Origin of the sequence: Actinokineospora cianjurensis, assembly GCF_003663795.1 — a bacterium.
GTDB classification, from domain to species: domain Bacteria; phylum Actinomycetota; class Actinomycetes; order Mycobacteriales; family Pseudonocardiaceae; genus Actinokineospora; species Actinokineospora terrae.
Window position 1 is genome coordinate 129,991 of the sequence record NZ_RCDD01000008.1, and the last position, 16,645, is coordinate 146,635.

A 16,645-nucleotide genomic window follows, 5' to 3' on the forward strand; every position below is an offset into this window, starting at 1 on the left:
CCGCGGGATTCCCGCGGGCCTCGTCCTACCTAGCTAGAGATCACTCGCTACTACTACCCCGCCGCCGACGTGTGATGAACACCGTCACCGAGCCGACCAGCAGCAAGAACAGGCCGCCGAAGAAGGGCCACTTGACGTCCGCGCCGGTGTCGACCAGGTCCGAGGAGGACGCCGACACGCCGACCGAGACGACGGCTGCGTCGTTGTTCGGGTTGTCGTCGGATGAGCCGTCGGCCAGGGTCACCGTGGCCCGGGCCGTGGTGTCGGTGACCGCGCGGGTGGCCGTGGTGTTCACCGTGATCGCGCCGAGCGACTGGCCCGGCAGGATGATCGCGTCCGTCGCGCAGGTGACGGTCTGGCCGCTGGTGGAGCACTGCCACTCGATGGCCGCGGCCGCGTTGATGTCCTGCGAGCTCGCGGCGGGAACCGCGGTGCCGCCCGCGGAGACCACGCTCAGGCCCGCCGGGATGGTGATCGTCGTCCGGGCGCCCTGGACCGGGGTGGTGCCGGTGTTGGCGACCGTGGCGGTGAAGATCACCGTCTGGCCGATGTTGGCGCTCGGGGTCGGGGTGGTGACCCCCACCGCGAGGTCGACGACCTTGGTGACCAGGCCCGCGTCCACATCGGTCAGTTGCGGGATGGCGCCGTTGCCGTCCGGCTCGACCGAGAGGGCCGCGCTGACGCCGGTCACCCAGCTGACGTCGGAGTTGGTCGCGTCACCCTCCACGTTGGGCTTGGTGAACGACTTGCCCGCGGGCAGCGTGACGCCGACGTAGTAGGTGCCGGACACCAGGTCGCCGAAGTGGTACTTGCCGTCGCCGTCGGTGGTGGTCGTGGTGATCGGCGTGCCCGTGTCGCTGTAGAGCGTCAGGGTCACCCCGGCCACACCCGGCTCGCCGCTGTCCTGCAGCCCGTTGCCGTTGGTGTCGCTCCAGACGAAGTCGCCGATGCTGCCGTGCCGCTCACCGAAGTTGACGACCTTGCCCTCGATGGTGCTCGGGTTGATCTGCAGCAGGGTCACCGGCACCGTGTTCGGTGTGGTCGAGCCGTACCCGACCGGCTGGGTCTCCACCACGATGTAGTTGCCCAGCGGCAGGTTCGGGAACGAGTAGTGCCCGTTCGAGTCGGTGGTGGTCGTGGTGATCTGCACGCCGTTGCCGTCCTGCAGCGTGACGGTCACGTTGGCCAGGAACGTCGTCTCGTCGACGTCGATCACGCCGTCGCCGTCGAGGTCGACCCACACCCGGCCACCGATGGAGTCTGGGTACTCGGCGAAGTTGTAGCCGCTCGCCACCTCACCGGCGGTGATCGTGATCGGGGTGATGGTGTCCGACCCGCTGGTCGACCCGCCGCCGGTTCCCGGGGTGTCCTGACCGTCGTTGTAGGTGTCCGGCTGTTCCTCGGTCAGCGAGTAGGTGCCCGCGACCAGGTCGGGGAACAGGTAGGACCCGTCGCCCTTGCTGGTGGCCGTCAGGGTCACCGGCTGGCTGTTGACGTCGGTACCGGTCAGGTGCAGGACGACGTTCGGGAGCCCGATGTCACCGGGCAGGTTCTGGATCCCGTTCTTGTTGTTGTCCTGGAACACGTGTCCGGTCAGCGAGCCGAGCGCGTCGACGAAGTTGTAGTCCGTGATCGACTTGTTCGGGTCGAGGACGATCTCGGCGATCACGTTCGGCAGCGAGTCGTCGCCGCCCTCCGAACCGGCGGTCGACGACCCGGAACCGTAACCGTTGGGCTGGGTCTCGGTGATCGTGTAGGTGCCGGGCCGCAGACCGGGGAACGTGTAGGTGCCGTCGGCGGCGGTGACCACCACGATCGGCGTGATGTTGACGCCCAGGTCGTCCTGACCGGTCAACGTGACCGTGACGCCCTCGAGCGGGTTCGCCGCGAGCGGGTCGGGTGCGCCCGCGTTGTCGGTGACCAGACCCGAGATGGACGACGCGGTGAGCTCACCGAAGGTGTACCCGGTCGCGTCCTCACCACCGGCGAGGGTGATGTTGGTGATCGCGTTCGGCGGCGACAGCGTGCCACCCGTGGTGCCGACCACCTCCTTGCCGTCGAGCCGGTTGCCCGGCGTCGCCTCGGTCACCACGTAGGTGCCGCCCAGCAGGTTCGGGAAGGTGTACACACCGGTCGTGGCGTTGGACGTGATCGTCACCGGGGTGATGGTGACCGAGTTGGCGTCGACGCCGGTCAGGGTGACCGATGCCGCCAGGCCGGGCTCGCCCGCGTCCTTGATGCCGTCGTTGTCGTAGTCGTCGAACACGACACCGGCGATGGACCCGCGGTCCTCGGCGAAGACGTACTCGGCGCCCGCGGTGCCCGAGGACAGCACGATGCCGCTGATCACGTCGTTGACCGAGATGTTGCCCGCCGGGCTGCCCGCGCTCTCCGGACCGTCGCCGTACGCGACCGGCTGGGTCTCGGTGATCGTGTACGTGCCGGGGGCGAGGCCGGTGAAGCTGAACGTGCCGTTGGGCGCCGTCGTGGTGCTCGACGACGCGTCACCGGAGAGGGTGATCGTCACGTTGGCGATGGCGTTGCCGCCGTCGTCGACGACACTGCCGGTGATCGAGGTGGCCACGTACTCACCGAACAGGTACCCGGTGGCGTTCGCCCTGGCCGCCAGCGAGATGGCGCTGATGGCGTTCGGCGGCGACAGCGTGCCACCGGAGGTCCCGACGGTCTCCTTGCCGTCGGTGAACCCGCCCGGCTGCGTCTCGGTGATCGTGTAGGTACCGGGTCGCAGCGCGGAGAAGGTGTAGTTGCCCGCGCCGTTGGTCGTCGTGGACAGCGTGACCGCGTTGCCGCCGTTGTCGGTACCGGTCAGCGAGATGGTCACCGCCGGGTTGCCCGTGAGCGCGCCCTCTGCGCCGTTGACCGTGCCGCTGTTGTCGGCGTCAAGGTAAACGCGGCCCGCCAGGCTTGACGTCGCCAGTTCGGCGAAGAGGTTGCCGGTGCTCGACTGCCCGGAGGTCAACGTCACCGTGAAGATGTCGTTGCCACCCGACACGGCGTGCGTGCCCGCGGTGTCCGTGCCGTCGTCGTAGGCGGCGGGTTGGGTCTCCGTGACCGTGTACGTACCGGCCTGGACGCTCGCGAACACGAACGTGCCGTCGCTGGCGGTAGTGCCAGGCGTGTTGACCGGGCTACCGCCAGCGGTAGTACCGGTCAGCGTGACGGTCACACCGGAGACACCCGTGTCGTACTGGGTGGCGCCCGGGTCGTAGGTGCCGTTGTTGCTCCGGTCGATGAACACGCGGCCGGAGATCTCACCCACGGTCGGCACCGAGGAGGTGGCCGAGTCGCTGATCGGGTCGCCGAGCTGGTCGGTGCCGTTGACGGTGGCGGTGTTGCTGTCACCGGCGATCGGTGCCGTCGCGGTGCAGGTGTAGCTGCTGCTGCCGCCCGCGCCCAGGGTGCCGATCGTGGCGTTGGCGCACGAGGGCACGGTCGGGTCGCTCACCGAGATGCCGGTGATCGGGCTGTCGCCGTCGTTGTGGACGGTGATGGTGAAGGTGATCGTCTGGCCGGTGGTGTAGGTGGCCTGGTCGGCGACCTTGGTGATGTCGATCGACGGGTTGATCACCGTGACCGGGACCTCGCCGGTGCCGGTGAGCGGGTCGCCGAAGGCGCTGTCGCCGGTGGCTGTCGCGGTGTTGATGTAGTCGTCCGAACCGGCGAGGCCGGTGCACGAGTAGGTGTAGGGCGCGTCGGCCAGCAGTGTGCCGATGACCCTGTCGCAGTTCGCGGCGAGCGGGTCGTCCACCTCGACGCTGGTCGCGCTGGAGCCACCCGGCGAGACGATGGAGAAGTTGTAGGTGACCGTGTCACCCGGCTTGTACGGGCCGGGGGCGTTGAGCGTCTTGGTGACGCTGATCGACGGGATCGGCACCGACAGCACGAGGTTCTCGGCGAGGTAGGTGTCACCCGAGGTCGCGAAGGTCAGTGTCGCCGACGTGGACCCCGTGGTGATCAGGTTTGTCGCGATCACCTTGGAGTCGACGCTCATGTTGTTGGCGACCGCGGGGTTGGTGTCGTTCTCGGCGTTGGAGACGAAGAAGTTGTTCGTCACGGCCGCCGAGATCGGTTCCTCCACGGCGGTGCCGTTGATGGAGAACGAGTCGCCGCTGATGTTGAAGTCGCCCTCGTAGGCGGTGACGCCGACGCGGACGTTGTCGTCGCCCACCCGGAAGCCGGACACGGTGGTGGTGGTCGCGGCGTCGGCGGAGGACTGGCGCACGTGGCCGTCGTAGATGTAGACCTCGCGCTTGGCGGGGGCGTCACCGTTGGGCGCGTCGAAGTACCAGACCACGACCAGCGACCAGCCCGCGAAGCAGCCGAAGCCCTGCGGCGACCACACGTTGCCGACGGTGAGGGTCTGCGCGGACCCGGTGGTCAGGTTCGCCGCGACCTGCGCGGTCACGTTGGCGTAGGCGGTGTAGAACTGCGGCTGCGAGTTCGGCACGTTCGCCAGCGCGTCGCGGCTGATCACCGCGGGTGCGTACGCGGTCGTGACGCCGCCGACGGTCAGCCGGGCCGAGGTCGACTCCGGGGTCCCCGACGGCAGGATCGCGTTGCCCGCGCCCGCGAGGAACTGGCGGGTGTTGCAGCCGGGGGAGGACGAGATGGTGCCGTCGGCGAGTCGGACGGTGCCGGTGTCGCCCGCCCAGTTCAGCCGGGCGTAGTCGATCTTGGCGCCCGCCGGGATGGTGACCGAGCCGGTGCTGGAGTTGTAGGTGGCCGGGGAGCCGTCGACGTCGGCCCACCGCATGTAGTAGCTGTCGTTGATGCCGGTCGAGGTGGTGTTGGTCCTGGCCTGCGACTGGGTGCAGGTCGCGATCGGCTCGCCGAACGGGTCCTCGGGGTCGTCGCCGTTGGGGCACTGCATGGTGCCGTTGCCCGCCTGGACGAAGTCGCCGTAGAGCTCCTTGTCGTAGTTCAGGGTGAACGGGCGCACGACCGCGGCTTCCACCGGAGCGGCCCCGAGGACGACGACCCCGGCGGCGGCGGTCACCGTTGCCAGTACCGCCGCTAGACCACGGCGGACCGCTCTCGTTATGGACATGTCCCAACTCCCATGCAGAACGACAGTTTCCGACGAATCGGAATCTGCCTTGGGTGCACGGGCGGCGCGCGCCAGCACCGCCGGATTCACCAGGTCGGGTAAATGTCGGTAACGATGCTGGTCAGCAGTGTGTGAAGTGGACCATGGGGTGTTTCTAGGCGGTCTCGCGCAATTCGGCGGGAACCGCGGTGGGCTCCGCTGCGTTCTTGGGCTGCTCGCGCACCAGGACGCCTTGCAGGACCATCCGCTGCCGGTTGGAGAACTTGGGGTGGCAGGTGGTGAGAGTGATCATCTTCTGCCGCTGCTCGGCCGCGGTCTTCGCCGAGGGGTTGCCGGGAACGGGCGCGACGACCTCGCTCTGCTGCGGGGTGACGATCTGGCGGCCGGTCGCCCTGGCGTAGTCGCCGGTCTGCGGGGCCACCCCGGCGCACTGGGGGTCGGCGGCCTTGGCGGCCCAGTTCTTGGCGTCGTCGGAGGTGGGCAGCATCCGGTAGACGAACCACGAGGTCTGCGTCTCCACCACGATCGCGTCGCAGGAGGACAGCAGGTCGAGGTCGTTGAACGGCGCGCCCTTGCCGACCCGGTGCCCGGCGACGGCGAAGTTGCCCGGCTGACCGGGGAGCGCGGACTTCTTGTAGTGGCCGGGACCGGTCTCGAGGTCGGCGGCGGAGGTGCCCTCGACGACGGTGAAGTGGTAGTCGTCGCCCAGCGCGGGGATGTAGAGCTTCGCCATGCCCTCACCGTCGGCGAACTCGAACTTCTGCTGCCGCTGCGGGTCGGCCGGGTCGGGGTGCTGCCACTGGTCGTCGAGCGCGACGGTGACGTCCTCCTGCTTCTCGGCGGACACCAGGTCGGTGACCCAGACCTCGTAGACCACGAAGAGCAGCACGATCACGCCGAGGGTGACCATGATCTCGCCGACGGACCGCACGATGACGGACGCGGCACTCTCCTTGCGCTTACGCGGCGGCGGCAGCGGGTCGTCGTCGAACTCGTCGTCCGGGTCGTCGTTGTTGTCGTGGTCGTGGTCGTCGTGGTCGTCGTAGTCGGCTGGGTCGTCGAGGTGGACCCGGTCGTCCGGCTCGTCCTGGTCGGCAGGCCGGATGCGCTCGGTCTCGGGGTCCCGGTAGCCGAGCGAGCCGCGGTGGGCCTGGATGAACTCGGTCGGGTCGTCGTCGGTGACCGGCGGGATCAACTCGGTCCGCGCCTCGGCGGGGTGGGCTCGCGCGTGCGGCGGCCTGCCTGCCGCGGGCCTGTCCGCCGCCGGGCGACCGGTCGCCGGGCGGATCGGCCTGCCGTTGAGCGGCTGCCCGTTCACTGGACGGGGCGGGCGCGCGGGCTGGCTGTTCGCGGACTGGCTGTTCGCCGGGCGGCCGTTCGTGGGGCGGCCATTCACGGGCTGGCTGGTCGCGGGCTGGCTGTTCGCGGGGCGGCCGTGGGGCGGTGGCTGCCCGGCGGCGGCCGGACGAGGCGGTACGGGGTTGGCGCCGGTGGGGCGGGAGGGGGTCGGGTCGAGAGAGCCGTTGAGCGAGCCCGAGTGGCGGGTGCGCTCCGGCGGGGGTTCGGGGGCCCGCCGGGCGGGGCGGGGGGCCTCGGGGTCCTGGGGGCGGCGTGGGGGGACCCGCCGCCGGTCGTCCGGCATGTGGTGCACCCCCTCGGCTGTGGAACGGACCCCTAAAAGGTACGTCACAGGTCCGTTCGGAGGAGGTGAATGCCCTCTACCGGCGGCGGGTCGGACGGCGGGGTCAGGCGTTGAGCAGGGCGCGGCCCTCGGTGGCGGCGGTGATGAGCTGGTCGAGGCTGGCGGGGGTGAACAGGACCTCGAAGTTGTCGAGCTGACCGGCGAAGCGCACCACCAGGTCAGTCCCCTCGACCTCGGCGGAGATCGAGCAACTGTCGTTGATCTTGGCCCAGGTGGTGATCTCCAGATCGGAGCGCAGCATGGGGGCACCTTCCTGTCGTCTGTTGGTGATGACGCCAACCTAGGCCGGCGCAAGTTGCTCCAACAATGCCCCGTTAGAGTGCACATGCTCCACACGGACAGTCGCTAGGCTCATCCCATGGCGGCAACCCCGACCCGACGCAAGAAGCGACTCGGCCGATACCTGCGCGAGCTCCGAGAGGCAGCGGGCCTGCGCGCGGTGGACGCGGCACGCAAGCTGAAGACGGAGGAGAGCACGATCAGCCGGTACGAGAACGGCATCTACAAGCCCGCCTGGGCCGCCGTCTCGGTCCTGCTCACCTACTACGGCGCGGGCGACGACGCCGAGGAGAAGGCCAGCACCCTCTACGACGCCGCCTCGGTCACCATGCCCAAGATCCGCCTCCCCGCCGACTCCCCCAAAGCCTTCCGCGAACTCGTCAACACCGAGCGCGAGGCCGAGCAGATCCTTGCCTTGGAAACCTCGGCGATCCCCGGTCTACTCCAGACCGCCGACTACGCGACGGCGATGTTCGCCACGACAAATGGCCAATCCAATGTAGACGAACTAGTCCAGGCCCGACTGGAGCGCCAACGCTTCCTCGAGGATCCGGACGCTATCGAGGTGTGCATCTGCCTCGACGAGGCCGCGCTGCATAGGCAAGTCGGTGGGCGCAAGGTGCTTCACGACCAGTTGCAGCGACTGCTTGCCCTCGTCGAGCAACCGAACGTGACACTGCACGTCGTTCCGTTCGAGGTTGGCGCCTACGGCAACATGTCTGGCGGGTACCAGATCATGACCTTCGACGACGAGGGCGACTCAGACGTCGTGTATCTAGAGCACCCAGCAGGTGGTGTGTGGGTGGAGAATGAACACGATGTCCAGCAATTCCTAGTCATGTTCGGGGATATTCGGACGCAAGCCCTGAACCCCGAGGACAGCGCGGAGGTGATCCGCGCCAGAGTAAGGAGTTTGAGCTAAGTGAACGAGCTTCAGTGGCGTCGCAGCAGCCGCACCGGATCAGGCGGCGGCAACAACAACTGCGTCGAAGTCGCCCGCCCCGCCATCGGGTCCACTGTCTACCTTCGAGACAGCAAGCACACCGGCCCGAACCTGCGCTTCGGCACTCAGTCGTTCGCCATCTTCCTCACCGGCGTCACCCGATGACCTGGCGCCGCAGCAGTTTCAGCGGCGCAGGCGGCGGCAACAACGACTGCGTGGAGGTAGCCCACCCCACCCCCACCACCGTCCACCTGCGCGACACCAAGAACCCGGCCCCCACCCTCCGGTTCCCCACCCGCGCGTTCACCAGCCTCCTCACCAGAGTCAGCTGACACGAGGCCCCCGAATCATTTCGGGGGCCCTTGTGTGCCTATATTGATCCATGCGCCTCCGCGAACTCGATGACGTCCTGTTCGACGTCCTGAGCAAGGACCACCCGGAGATCACCGAGGTGGTCAAGATCGACAAGGGGCACAGCAGGCTCCGCGTGGACTTCGCCAGCGGCGCCCGAGCCACCATCATGGTCCGCGAGGTCACCGGCCCCGGCGTCCCCGCCCACGCCGCGTACGCGATCCCCGAGTCGGCCCTCTGATGCGCCGCGACCGCTTCGTCGACTACCTGCGCGAGCAGCTCCAAGCAGCAGGCCACCCCGAAATCACCAGCATCGACACCTACGCCGTCGACAAAAACGTCACCGACCTCCGCATCACCTGCACCGACGGCCGCGTGATCTCCCTCCACACCACCCGCCTCTCACCCCCTGGCGGCGACAACTTCGCCGAGCCCGAACCCATCGTCACCAAGTAGCCGCTGGCAGGATCGGCGTGTGGATGCTCTTCGCTACCCGCGGTTCCACGCGGCCACCGGCGACTCGACCGGTCGGCGCGGCGGGGTGTTCGGCCTGGCACGGGCCGGCTGACCGAGGCGCAGGACGGCCGGATCATCTCCGAAGACTCCCAACCAGGTCGTCGTCGCCCTGGCCGAGAAGCAGACCTAGCGCACCTCATCACCCAGCGGGCCGCAGGTCCACAGACGCTTCGCGCAGCAGCGACGCAGCGGTGGCCAGCAGACCGGACCTGGACGCCGCAGGTAGTCGGCGCGCGCTGTCGAGCAGGACCGCGACCAGCATGTCGAACGGCGTGGCGACACCCGACCCGGGACCGTCGATGACGACGCCCGCCAGCGCCTTCTCAGCACCGTCGACGACGCCGGACTTGTCCAGCAGCTGGCCGATCCGCTGGTGCGACACCTCGATCACGTCAGCGATCTCCCGGTACGACAGCCCAGCGGAACGCATGTCGCGCACAGCCGCCAGCCGCGACGCGTCCCGGTGGCGCGACAACTGCGTGGCGAGCCGCTCCCACTGGCGGAAGGTCTCGATCACGTGGGTCAGGTCCGCGTCGCCCTGCTGGTAGCGCCACTCGATCCAGAACGCGTCGGGCTCGACGCCCACCAGGGTCGACACGAGGTCTCGAACCGCGTCCGGCAGCTCCCCGAAGCGCTCGACGTCCGTCGCACCGCCCGGGAGTTGCTCGACCACGGCCACCCAGAGGTCGTCCTCCCGGGAGACCACGACGGAGTAGACGGGCAGTTGGTCAGTCACTTCTCCTCCATCCACCGCTCGCCGAGCTCGTGGGCGAGCGCGTCCTCGATGCTGCGCAACACCGTCCACGACAGCTCTCGCGCGTGATCAGGGACGACGATCCGCCCGACTTCGGCGCCGCCTTCATCCAGTAGCAAGTACAGGCGGTGCGACCCCTTACCTCGCCCAGATTCCTCTACCAGACTGCGTTTGTGCTGACGCGCCACCTTGCGCGTCAACCGAAGGAGCGCCGTCGGGCGCAGCCGCTTGTTGACCACAGGGTATGTCTATCGCGCTTGCCGCGCAAGCGTCAAGCTGACTAGACGGCGCCGGATCAGGCCAGGAACCCACGAAGCAGCGCCGCCGTGCCCGCCAGGTGTTCGGCCATCGCGGCGCGGGCGGCCCCGGCGTCGCCGTCGAGGATGGCGTCGATGATGGTTTTGTGTTGGGCGTTGGAGTGGGTGAGGTTGGCCGGGATCAGGGGGATGGCGGCCAGGAGGGCGTTGAGGCGGGTGCGGACGTCGGCCAGGGCGGCGGTCAGGGATGGTGTGGCGGTGGCCTCGGCTATGGCCAGGTGCAGGCGGGAGTCGGTGCGGCGGTAGTGGTCGATGCCCGCGGCGGAGGCGTCGGCGAGGCAGCCGCGGAGGTGGCGGCGGGTTGCCGGCGGCAGGGAGCGGGACGCGGCGAGTTCGGCGGCGCCGGTTTCCAGGGCGTAGCGCAGGGTCAGGGTGTCCTCGATGTCGCCCGGGCCCGGGGCGGGCAGGGGGTCCGACGACGGGACGCGGACGAAGGTGCCGCCGTAGCGACCACGTCGGGACTCGACGTGGCCGGACTCCTGCAACGCCCGCAGCGCCTCACGCAAGGTCACCCGGCTCACCCCGAGGCGTGACGAGAGCTCACGTTCGGGTGGCAGCTGTCCGCCCGGCGGCACGACCCCGAGGCGGATGGCCTGGAGCATGCGCTCCATGGTCTCCTCGAAGGCGTTGCCCGCGCGGACCGGGCGGAACAGGGCAGCCATGGCCGGGTCGAGCGGGTCATTCGGGAGTGACATACGCCCCCGAGATCCCGCCGTCGACCAGGAACTGCGACGCGGTCATGAACGAGGAGTCGTCGCTGGCCAGGAAGGCCACCGCGGCGGCGATCTCCTCCGGTTCGGCGAAGCGGCCGAGCGGGATGTGCACCAGCCGGCGGGCGGCGCGCTCCGGGTCGGCGGCGAACAACTCGCGCAGTAGCGGCGTGTTCACCGGTCCGGGGCACAGGGCGTTCACCCGGATGCCCTCACGCGCGAACTGCACCCCCAGCTCCCGGCTCATCGCCAGCACCCCGCCCTTGGACGCGGTGTAGGAGATCTGCGAGGTCGCCGCGCCCATGACCGCCACGAAGGAAGCCGTGTTGATCACCGACCCCTTGCCCGCGCGGCGCATGTGCTCGATCGCGTACTTCGAGCACAGGAACACCGAGGTCAGGTTGACGTCCTGCACGCGGCGCCAGGCGTCGAGGCCGGTGGTGAGGATCGAGTCGTCCTCGGGCGGGGAGATGCCCGCGTTGTTGAACGCGATGTCGACCGAGCCGTAGGTGTCGGCGGCGGCCTGGAACAGGGCCTTGACCTCGTCCTCGCTGGTCACGTCGACCTGGACGAACAGCCCGTCCACCTCTTCGGCTGCTTTCAGTCCACTTGTTGGGTCAATATCACCCACAATGACCTTGGCGCCCTCACTGGCCAGCCGCCGGACCGACGCCAGACCGATGCCGCTGGCGCCGCCGGTGACCACGGCGACCCGTCCCTCTAGACGCATGCTCACTCCTGGGTGTCCACATAGACGTTCTTGACCTCGGTGAACGCGGCCAGCGCGTCCGGTCCGAGCTCGCGGCCGAGCCCGGACTGCTTGAAGCCGCCGAAGGGCGTCGAGTACCGCACCGACGAGTGCGAGTTGACCGACAGGTTCCCGGCCTCGACCCCGCGCGCGACCCGCAGCGCCCGGCCGACGTCGCGGGTCCAGATCGACCCGGACAGGCCGTACTCGGTGTCGTTGGCCAGCCGCAGCGCGTCCGCCTCGTCCGCGAACGGGACCACGGACACGACCGGGCCGAAAACCTCCTCCGACTGGGCCCGGTAGTTCCCCGGCCCGAGCACGGTCGGCGGGAACCAGAAGCCGGGCCCGTCCGGCGCGGCACCCCGGAACGCGACCGGCGCGTCGTCCACAGAGGACCGCACCCGGTCCAGGTGCGCGGCGGAGATCAACGGCCCCATCTCCGTGGTCTCCTCGCCGGGCGCCCCGACCACGACCCCGCGCACGGCCACCTCGAACGCGGCCATGAACTCGTCGTAGGCCGACCGCTCGACCAGGATCCGCGAGCGCGCGCAGCAGTCCTGACCGGCGTTGTCGAACACCGCGTACGGGGCGGTGGCGGCCGCTTTCGCCAGGTCGGCGTCGGCGAAGACGATGTTCGCGCTCTTGCCGCCGAGCTCCAGGGTCACCCGTTTCACCTGGTCGGCGCACCCGGCCATGATCTGCTTGCCGACCCTGGTCGACCCGGTGAACACGACCTTGCGCACCGCCGGGTGCGTCACGAACCGCTGCCCGACGACATCGCCCCGCCCGGGGACGACCTGGAACACGTCCTCCTGGATACCCGCCTCGCGCGCCAGCTCAGCCAGCCGCAACGCGGTCAACGGCGTCAACTCCGCAGGCTTGAGCACTACCGTGTTGCCCGCCGCCAACGCGGGCGCGAACCCCCAGGCCGCGATCGGCATCGGGAAGTTCCACGGCACGATCACCCCCACGACCCCCAGCGGCTCGGCGAAGGTGATGTTCACACCCCCCGCGACCGGGATCTGCCGCCCGAACAACCGCTCCGGCGCGGCCGAGTAGTAGTGCAGGACATCACGGACGTTGCCCGCCTCCCACCGCGCGTTCCCGATCGTGTGCCCCGCGTTGGCCACCTCGAGCCCGGCCAGGTTCTCCAGATCCGCGTCCACCGCGTCCGCGAACCGCCGCAACAACCGAGCCCGATCCGCGGGCGCCACCGCCCACCACTCCGCGAACGCCGCCGCGGCCCGCCCGATAGCCCGATCAACCTCGTCCACCCCGGCCAACCCGACCGAGGCGATCACTTCCTCGGTCGCCGGGTTCACGACCTCGAACGCGGTCATCGGCCTTCCCTCCTGGCCCGAGCCGCCGCCACCAGGGCGGTGAACAGGCGGGTGTCGTCGACGTTCTGTTCCGGGTGGGACTGGGTGGCGACCACGAAGCGGCGGCCGGGGAGTTCCAGGGCCTCGACCGTGCCGTCCTGGGCGTGGGCGACCACATGCAGGCCGTCGGCTACCCGGTCGATCGACTGGTGGTGATGACACAGCACCGACACCGACTCGCCCAGGATGTCCCCGAGCAGTGACCCCGGTGTCACCGAGATCTCCGTCTTGCCGAAGGACGCCACGTGCGGAAGGTGGTCGTTAGTGCCAACGATCTCGGGTGTGTGTTGGTGCAAGGTCCCGCCAAGCGCCACGTTGAGCACCTGAAGGCCGCGGCAGACGGCCAACAGAGGCAAGTCCATCTCGATCGCGGCTGCCAGTAGCGCGAACTCCGACGCGTCCCGTAGTGGCTGCGGGGTCCCAGTGGTCGGGTGCGGCGGTTGGCCGTACCGAGCCGGGTCGACGTCGGCGCCGCCGGACAGTACTAAGCCGTCGAGCCAGTCCAGGGTTGAGGGGCGCCAGTCGCCGATCGGGGACAAGAGGACCGGGTTGCCGCCTCCTACCCGTATTGAGTCCAGGTAGTCACGGTGCAGGACCGCGGCCTCGGTTTCCCAGATCCCGAAGGTGGCGTTCTCCAGGTAGGTGGTGATGCCGATGACCGGCGGCCGGTCAGAGCCGTTCGAAGCCACGCACGCGCTCCCAGTCGGTGACGGCGGCGTCGAACGCACGCAGTTCGACCGCGGCCGCGTTGCGGTAGTGGTCGACCACGTCCGCGCCGAGCTCCTCAGCCGCGACCGTGCTCGCCGCGAACAGGTCAGCCGCCTCGCGCAGGGTGGTCGGGACACGGGGTTTGGCGGCAGTGTAAGCGTTACCGGTCACCGCGTCCTCCAGCGGTAGACGCTCGTCGACGCCGCGTAACCCGGCGGCAATCATGGCGGCCACGGCCAGGTACGGGTTCACGTCACCGCCCGGTACCCGGTTCTCCACGCGCAGCGACTGCCCGTGCCCAACGACCCGTAGCGCGCACGTGCGGTTGTCCACTCCCCACGCCAACGCCGTTGGCGCGAACGACCCGTCGGCGAAGCGCTTGTAGGAGTTCACGTTCGGCGCCATCAAGAAGGTCAGCTCACGCAGGTAGGCCAGCTGACCGGCGATGAAGTGCCGCATCAGCGGGGAGAACCCGTGCTCGTCGTCGCCCGCCATCACCGGGGTGCCGTCGGCCTCGCGCAGACTCAGGTGGATGTGGCAGGAGTTGCCCTCGCGCTCGTTGTACTTGGCCATGAACGTCAGACTGTGCCCGAGCGCGGCCGCGATCTCCTTGGCGCCGGTCTTGTAGACGCTGTGGTTGTCGCAGGTGGTGAGCGCGTCGGCGTAGCGGAAGGCGATCTCGTGCTGGCCGGGGTTGCACTCGCCCTTGGCCGACTCCGGGTACATCCCGGCACCCGCCATGCCGTTGCGGATCGCGCGCAGCACCGGCTCGACCCGGCCGGTGCCCAGCAGCGAGTAGTCCACGTTGTACTGGTTGGCCGGGGTCAGCCCCCGGTAGCCCGCGTCCCACGCCTGCTCGTAGGTGTCCTTGAACAGCAGGAACTCCAGCTCGGTACCGACGTACGCGGTGAGGCCGCGCTCGGCGAGCCGGTCGAGCTGGCGGCGCAACACCTGCCGGGGCGACACCGTGACCGGGCCGCCGCCGACCAACTCCAGGTCCGCGAGCACCAGCGCGGTCGCGGGGTGCCACGGGAGCAGCCGCAGGGTGGACAGGTCCGGCCGCAGGACGAAGTCGCCGTAGCCGTCCTCCCAGGACGAGCTGGCGTAGCCGGGGACGGTGTTCATCTCGACGTCCACCGCGAGCAGGTAGTCGCACGCCTCGGTGGCGTTGGCGACGACCTCGTCGAAGAAGAACCTGGCGGTGACCCGCTTGCCCTGGAGCCTGCCCTGCATGTCGGTCACCGCGACCAGGACGGTGTCGACCTCGCCCTGGTCGGCGAGCGCGCGCAGCCGCTCGAGGGGGAACCCGGTCTCGGCCACGCCTACCTCCCGTAAAGGATCAGGAACAGACCATTGGAGGCTATCCCCAGCATGCTCGCAGTGCCGCGCCGTCAGCGCAACCGCCCAGCCGCAAACCCGCCGACCTGGCCCAACCGGTGACTACCCGCCGAAGTCGACAGGTCACCGCGAATGGACCTTGACCCGCAGAGTAGCGAGGATCACACTTGTTGGCCCAGCAATGGAGCGCCTTCGATCCATTGGAGCAGGTATGCCCACCTCCGAGATTCCCCCCTCAGACACCCCCGACTCCGACGAGGCCAGGCTGCACTCGCTCGGCTACGCCCAGGAGCTGCGCCGCTCGCTGTCGGGGTTCAGCAACTTCGCGGTGTCCTTCACGATCATCTCGATCCTGTCCGGCTGCCTGACCCTCTACGGGTTCGGTATGAAGACCGGCGGACCGGCGGCGATGATCTGGGGCTGGCCGCTGGTCGGCGTGTTCGTCGTGCTGGTCGGGCTCGGCATGGCGGAGGTGTGCTCCAGCTACCCGACCGCGGGCGGCCTGTACTACTGGGCGGCGAAGCTGGCCAAGCGCAACGCGCCCGCGTGGGCGTGGTTCACCGGTTGGTTCAACCTGGTCGGGCAGGTCGCGGTCACCGCGGGCATCGACTTCGGCGCGGCGCTGTTCCTCAACGCGTTCCTAGACCTGCAATTCGGCTTCGCGGCGACGCCCGGGCACACCGTGCTGCTGCTGGCGATCATCCTCTTGGTGCACGCGCTGCTGAACACCTTCGGCGTAAGAGTGGTGGCGATCCTCAACACCGTCAGCGTCTGGTGGCACCTACTGGGCGTGCTGGCGATCGTGATCGTGCTGGCTGTAGTACCGGACAAGCACCAGGACGCGTCGTTCGTCTTCGGCGAGTTCGTGAACCAGACGGGGTGGAGCTCACCTGTCTACGTGTTCCTCATCGGCCTGTTGCTCGCCCAGTACACACTGACCGGGTACGACGCGTCCGCGCACATGACCGAGGAGACCCGCGGCGCGGCGGTGGCCGGACCGCGCGGGATCGTCATGTCCATCCTGGTGTCGCTGGCCGCCGGGTGGGTGCTGCTGATCGGGCTCACCTTCGCCATCCAGGACTACGACGGCGCGGCGAGCTCGGCGACCGGGGTGCCGCCCGCGCAGGTGTTCATCGACGCGGTGGGGCTCGCCACCGGCAAGGTGCTGCTGCTGATCTGCATCGGCGCGCAGCTGTTCTGCGGGATGGCCGCGGTGACCGGCAACTCGCGGATGATTTACGCCTTCGCCCGCGACGGCGCGATCCCCGGTTCGCGGGTGTGGCACCGCATCAACAAGCGCACCAGGACGCCGACGAATTCCGTGTGGTTGGCGGCGGTGGGAGCGTTCCTATTGGCCGTCCCCTACCTGTGGAGCTACACCGCGTACGCCGCTGTCACCTCGATCGCCGTCGTCGGCCTCTACACGGCCTATGTCATCCCGATCTTCCTGCGGGTGCGGGCCGGTGACGACTTCAAACCGGGACCGTGGCACCTCGGCCGCTGGGGCCGTCCTATTGGGACGATCGCGACCATCTGGGTCGGCTTCATCTTCGTGCTGTTCATGTTGCCGCAGGTGTACCCGGTGACCTGGGACTCGCTCAACTACACCCCGATCGCGTTCGCGGTGCTGCTCGGCGGGGCGGCGCTGTGGTGGATTGTGTCGGCGCGCAAGTGGTTCACCGGCCCGAAGGTGCAGGGCAGCGCGGCGGAGTTGGCCGCGGTGGAACGGGACCTGGCCGAGAGCTGAACGGCGCAGAACTGGGAAACGGGAAATTCCGCACCGGTGCACCGTCTTGTCATGTTCACGGTGGTTAACAAATACTGACTTCGTT

Annotated in this window: 16 protein-coding genes; 6 read left to right on the forward strand and 10 right to left on the reverse strand. The window is 69.0% G+C overall.

The annotated features are described in order from the left end of the window. Positions 1 to 40 precede the first annotated feature (40 nt). The 3 genes from CLV68_RS30320 to CLV68_RS30335 all read right to left on the reverse strand — a co-directional run bounded on the left by CLV68_RS30320 (position 41) and on the right by CLV68_RS30335 (position 7,011). Positions 41 to 5,068 (reverse strand): beta strand repeat-containing protein, encoded by a 5,028-nt coding sequence (locus CLV68_RS30320; protein ID WP_147460225.1) that lies wholly within the window; start codon positions 5,066 to 5,068, stop codon positions 41 to 43. Between the two features lie 154 nt (positions 5,069 to 5,222). Then, complete coding sequence (locus CLV68_RS35835) at positions 5,223 to 6,710, reverse strand: class E sortase (RefSeq protein WP_211346821.1); 1,488 nt, start codon at positions 6,708 to 6,710, stop codon at positions 5,223 to 5,225. A 103-nt stretch (positions 6,711 to 6,813) separates the two neighbouring features. Next, positions 6,814 to 7,011, reverse strand: coding sequence for a hypothetical protein (locus CLV68_RS30335; protein WP_092783444.1), 198 nt, complete (start codon positions 7,009 to 7,011; stop codon positions 6,814 to 6,816). A 117-nt stretch (positions 7,012 to 7,128) separates the two neighbouring features. Here CLV68_RS30335 and CLV68_RS30340 point away from each other — a divergent pair, with 117 nt between their 5' ends. From CLV68_RS30340 to CLV68_RS30360, 5 genes are read left to right on the forward strand one after another with little or no spacing between them, the layout of a single operon-like run. Then, positions 7,129 to 7,971, forward strand: a complete 843-nt coding sequence (locus CLV68_RS30340) for a helix-turn-helix domain-containing protein (RefSeq protein ID WP_121394428.1) — start codon at positions 7,129 to 7,131, stop codon at positions 7,969 to 7,971. Next, positions 7,972 to 8,157, forward strand: a complete 186-nt coding sequence (locus tag CLV68_RS30345) for a DUF397 domain-containing protein (RefSeq protein WP_121394429.1) — start codon at positions 7,972 to 7,974, stop codon at positions 8,155 to 8,157. It abuts the gene before it with no gap. Further along, positions 8,154 to 8,324: a DUF397 domain-containing protein gene (locus tag CLV68_RS30350; RefSeq protein ID WP_121394430.1), complete on the forward strand. Its 171-nt coding sequence runs from the start codon at positions 8,154 to 8,156 to the stop codon at positions 8,322 to 8,324. The genes CLV68_RS30345 and CLV68_RS30350 overlap by 4 nt, the downstream gene beginning before the upstream one ends. A 50-nt stretch (positions 8,325 to 8,374) precedes the next feature. Continuing rightward, positions 8,375 to 8,584: a hypothetical protein gene (locus tag CLV68_RS30355; RefSeq protein WP_121394431.1), complete on the forward strand. Its 210-nt coding sequence runs from the start codon at positions 8,375 to 8,377 to the stop codon at positions 8,582 to 8,584. Continuing rightward, positions 8,584 to 8,799, forward strand: a complete 216-nt coding sequence (locus tag CLV68_RS30360) for a hypothetical protein (RefSeq protein ID WP_121394432.1) — start codon at positions 8,584 to 8,586, stop codon at positions 8,797 to 8,799. The genes CLV68_RS30355 and CLV68_RS30360 overlap by 1 nt, the downstream gene beginning before the upstream one ends. 199 nt (positions 8,800 to 8,998) lie before the next feature. Here CLV68_RS30360 and CLV68_RS30365 read toward each other — a convergent pair whose 3' ends face one another. From CLV68_RS30365 to CLV68_RS30395, 7 genes are read right to left on the reverse strand one after another with little or no spacing between them, the layout of a single operon-like run. Further along, positions 8,999 to 9,595 carry a hypothetical protein gene (locus CLV68_RS30365; protein WP_121394433.1) on the reverse strand — a complete coding sequence of 199 codons (597 nt, stop codon included), beginning with the start codon at positions 9,593 to 9,595 and terminating at the stop codon, positions 8,999 to 9,001. Continuing rightward, positions 9,592 to 9,852, reverse strand: a complete 261-nt coding sequence (locus CLV68_RS30370; RefSeq protein ID WP_121394434.1) for a hypothetical protein — start codon at positions 9,850 to 9,852, stop codon at positions 9,592 to 9,594. Before CLV68_RS30370 ends, CLV68_RS30365 begins: the two co-directional genes overlap by 4 nt. 56 nt (positions 9,853 to 9,908) lie before the next feature. Further along, positions 9,909 to 10,625 (reverse strand): FadR/GntR family transcriptional regulator, encoded by a 717-nt coding sequence (locus CLV68_RS30375; RefSeq protein ID WP_121394435.1) that lies wholly within the window; start codon positions 10,623 to 10,625, stop codon positions 9,909 to 9,911. After that, complete coding sequence (locus CLV68_RS30380; protein WP_425454890.1) at positions 10,609 to 11,370, reverse strand: 3-oxoacyl-ACP reductase; 762 nt, start codon at positions 11,368 to 11,370, stop codon at positions 10,609 to 10,611. The genes CLV68_RS30375 and CLV68_RS30380 overlap by 17 nt, the downstream gene beginning before the upstream one ends. Before the next feature lie 2 nt (positions 11,371 to 11,372). After that, positions 11,373 to 12,728, reverse strand: coding sequence for an aldehyde dehydrogenase family protein (locus CLV68_RS30385; RefSeq protein ID WP_121394437.1), 1,356 nt, complete (start codon positions 12,726 to 12,728; stop codon positions 11,373 to 11,375). Beyond that, entirely contained in the window at positions 12,725 to 13,456 is a 732-nt protein-coding gene (locus CLV68_RS30390; RefSeq protein ID WP_121394438.1) for a gamma-glutamyl-gamma-aminobutyrate hydrolase family protein, read from the reverse strand. The genes CLV68_RS30385 and CLV68_RS30390 overlap by 4 nt, the downstream gene beginning before the upstream one ends. After that, on the reverse strand, positions 13,437 to 14,795 hold the full coding sequence (locus CLV68_RS30395) for a glutamine synthetase family protein (RefSeq protein ID WP_121394439.1): 1,359 nt from the start codon (positions 14,793 to 14,795) through the stop codon (positions 13,437 to 13,439). The genes CLV68_RS30390 and CLV68_RS30395 overlap by 20 nt, the downstream gene beginning before the upstream one ends. A gap of 229 nt (positions 14,796 to 15,024) precedes the next feature. Here CLV68_RS30395 and CLV68_RS30400 point away from each other — a divergent pair, with 229 nt between their 5' ends. Next, positions 15,025 to 16,560 carry an amino acid permease gene (locus CLV68_RS30400; RefSeq protein WP_121394440.1) on the forward strand — a complete coding sequence of 512 codons (1,536 nt, stop codon included), beginning with the start codon at positions 15,025 to 15,027 and terminating at the stop codon, positions 16,558 to 16,560. Positions 16,561 to 16,645: the final 85 nt, after the last annotated feature.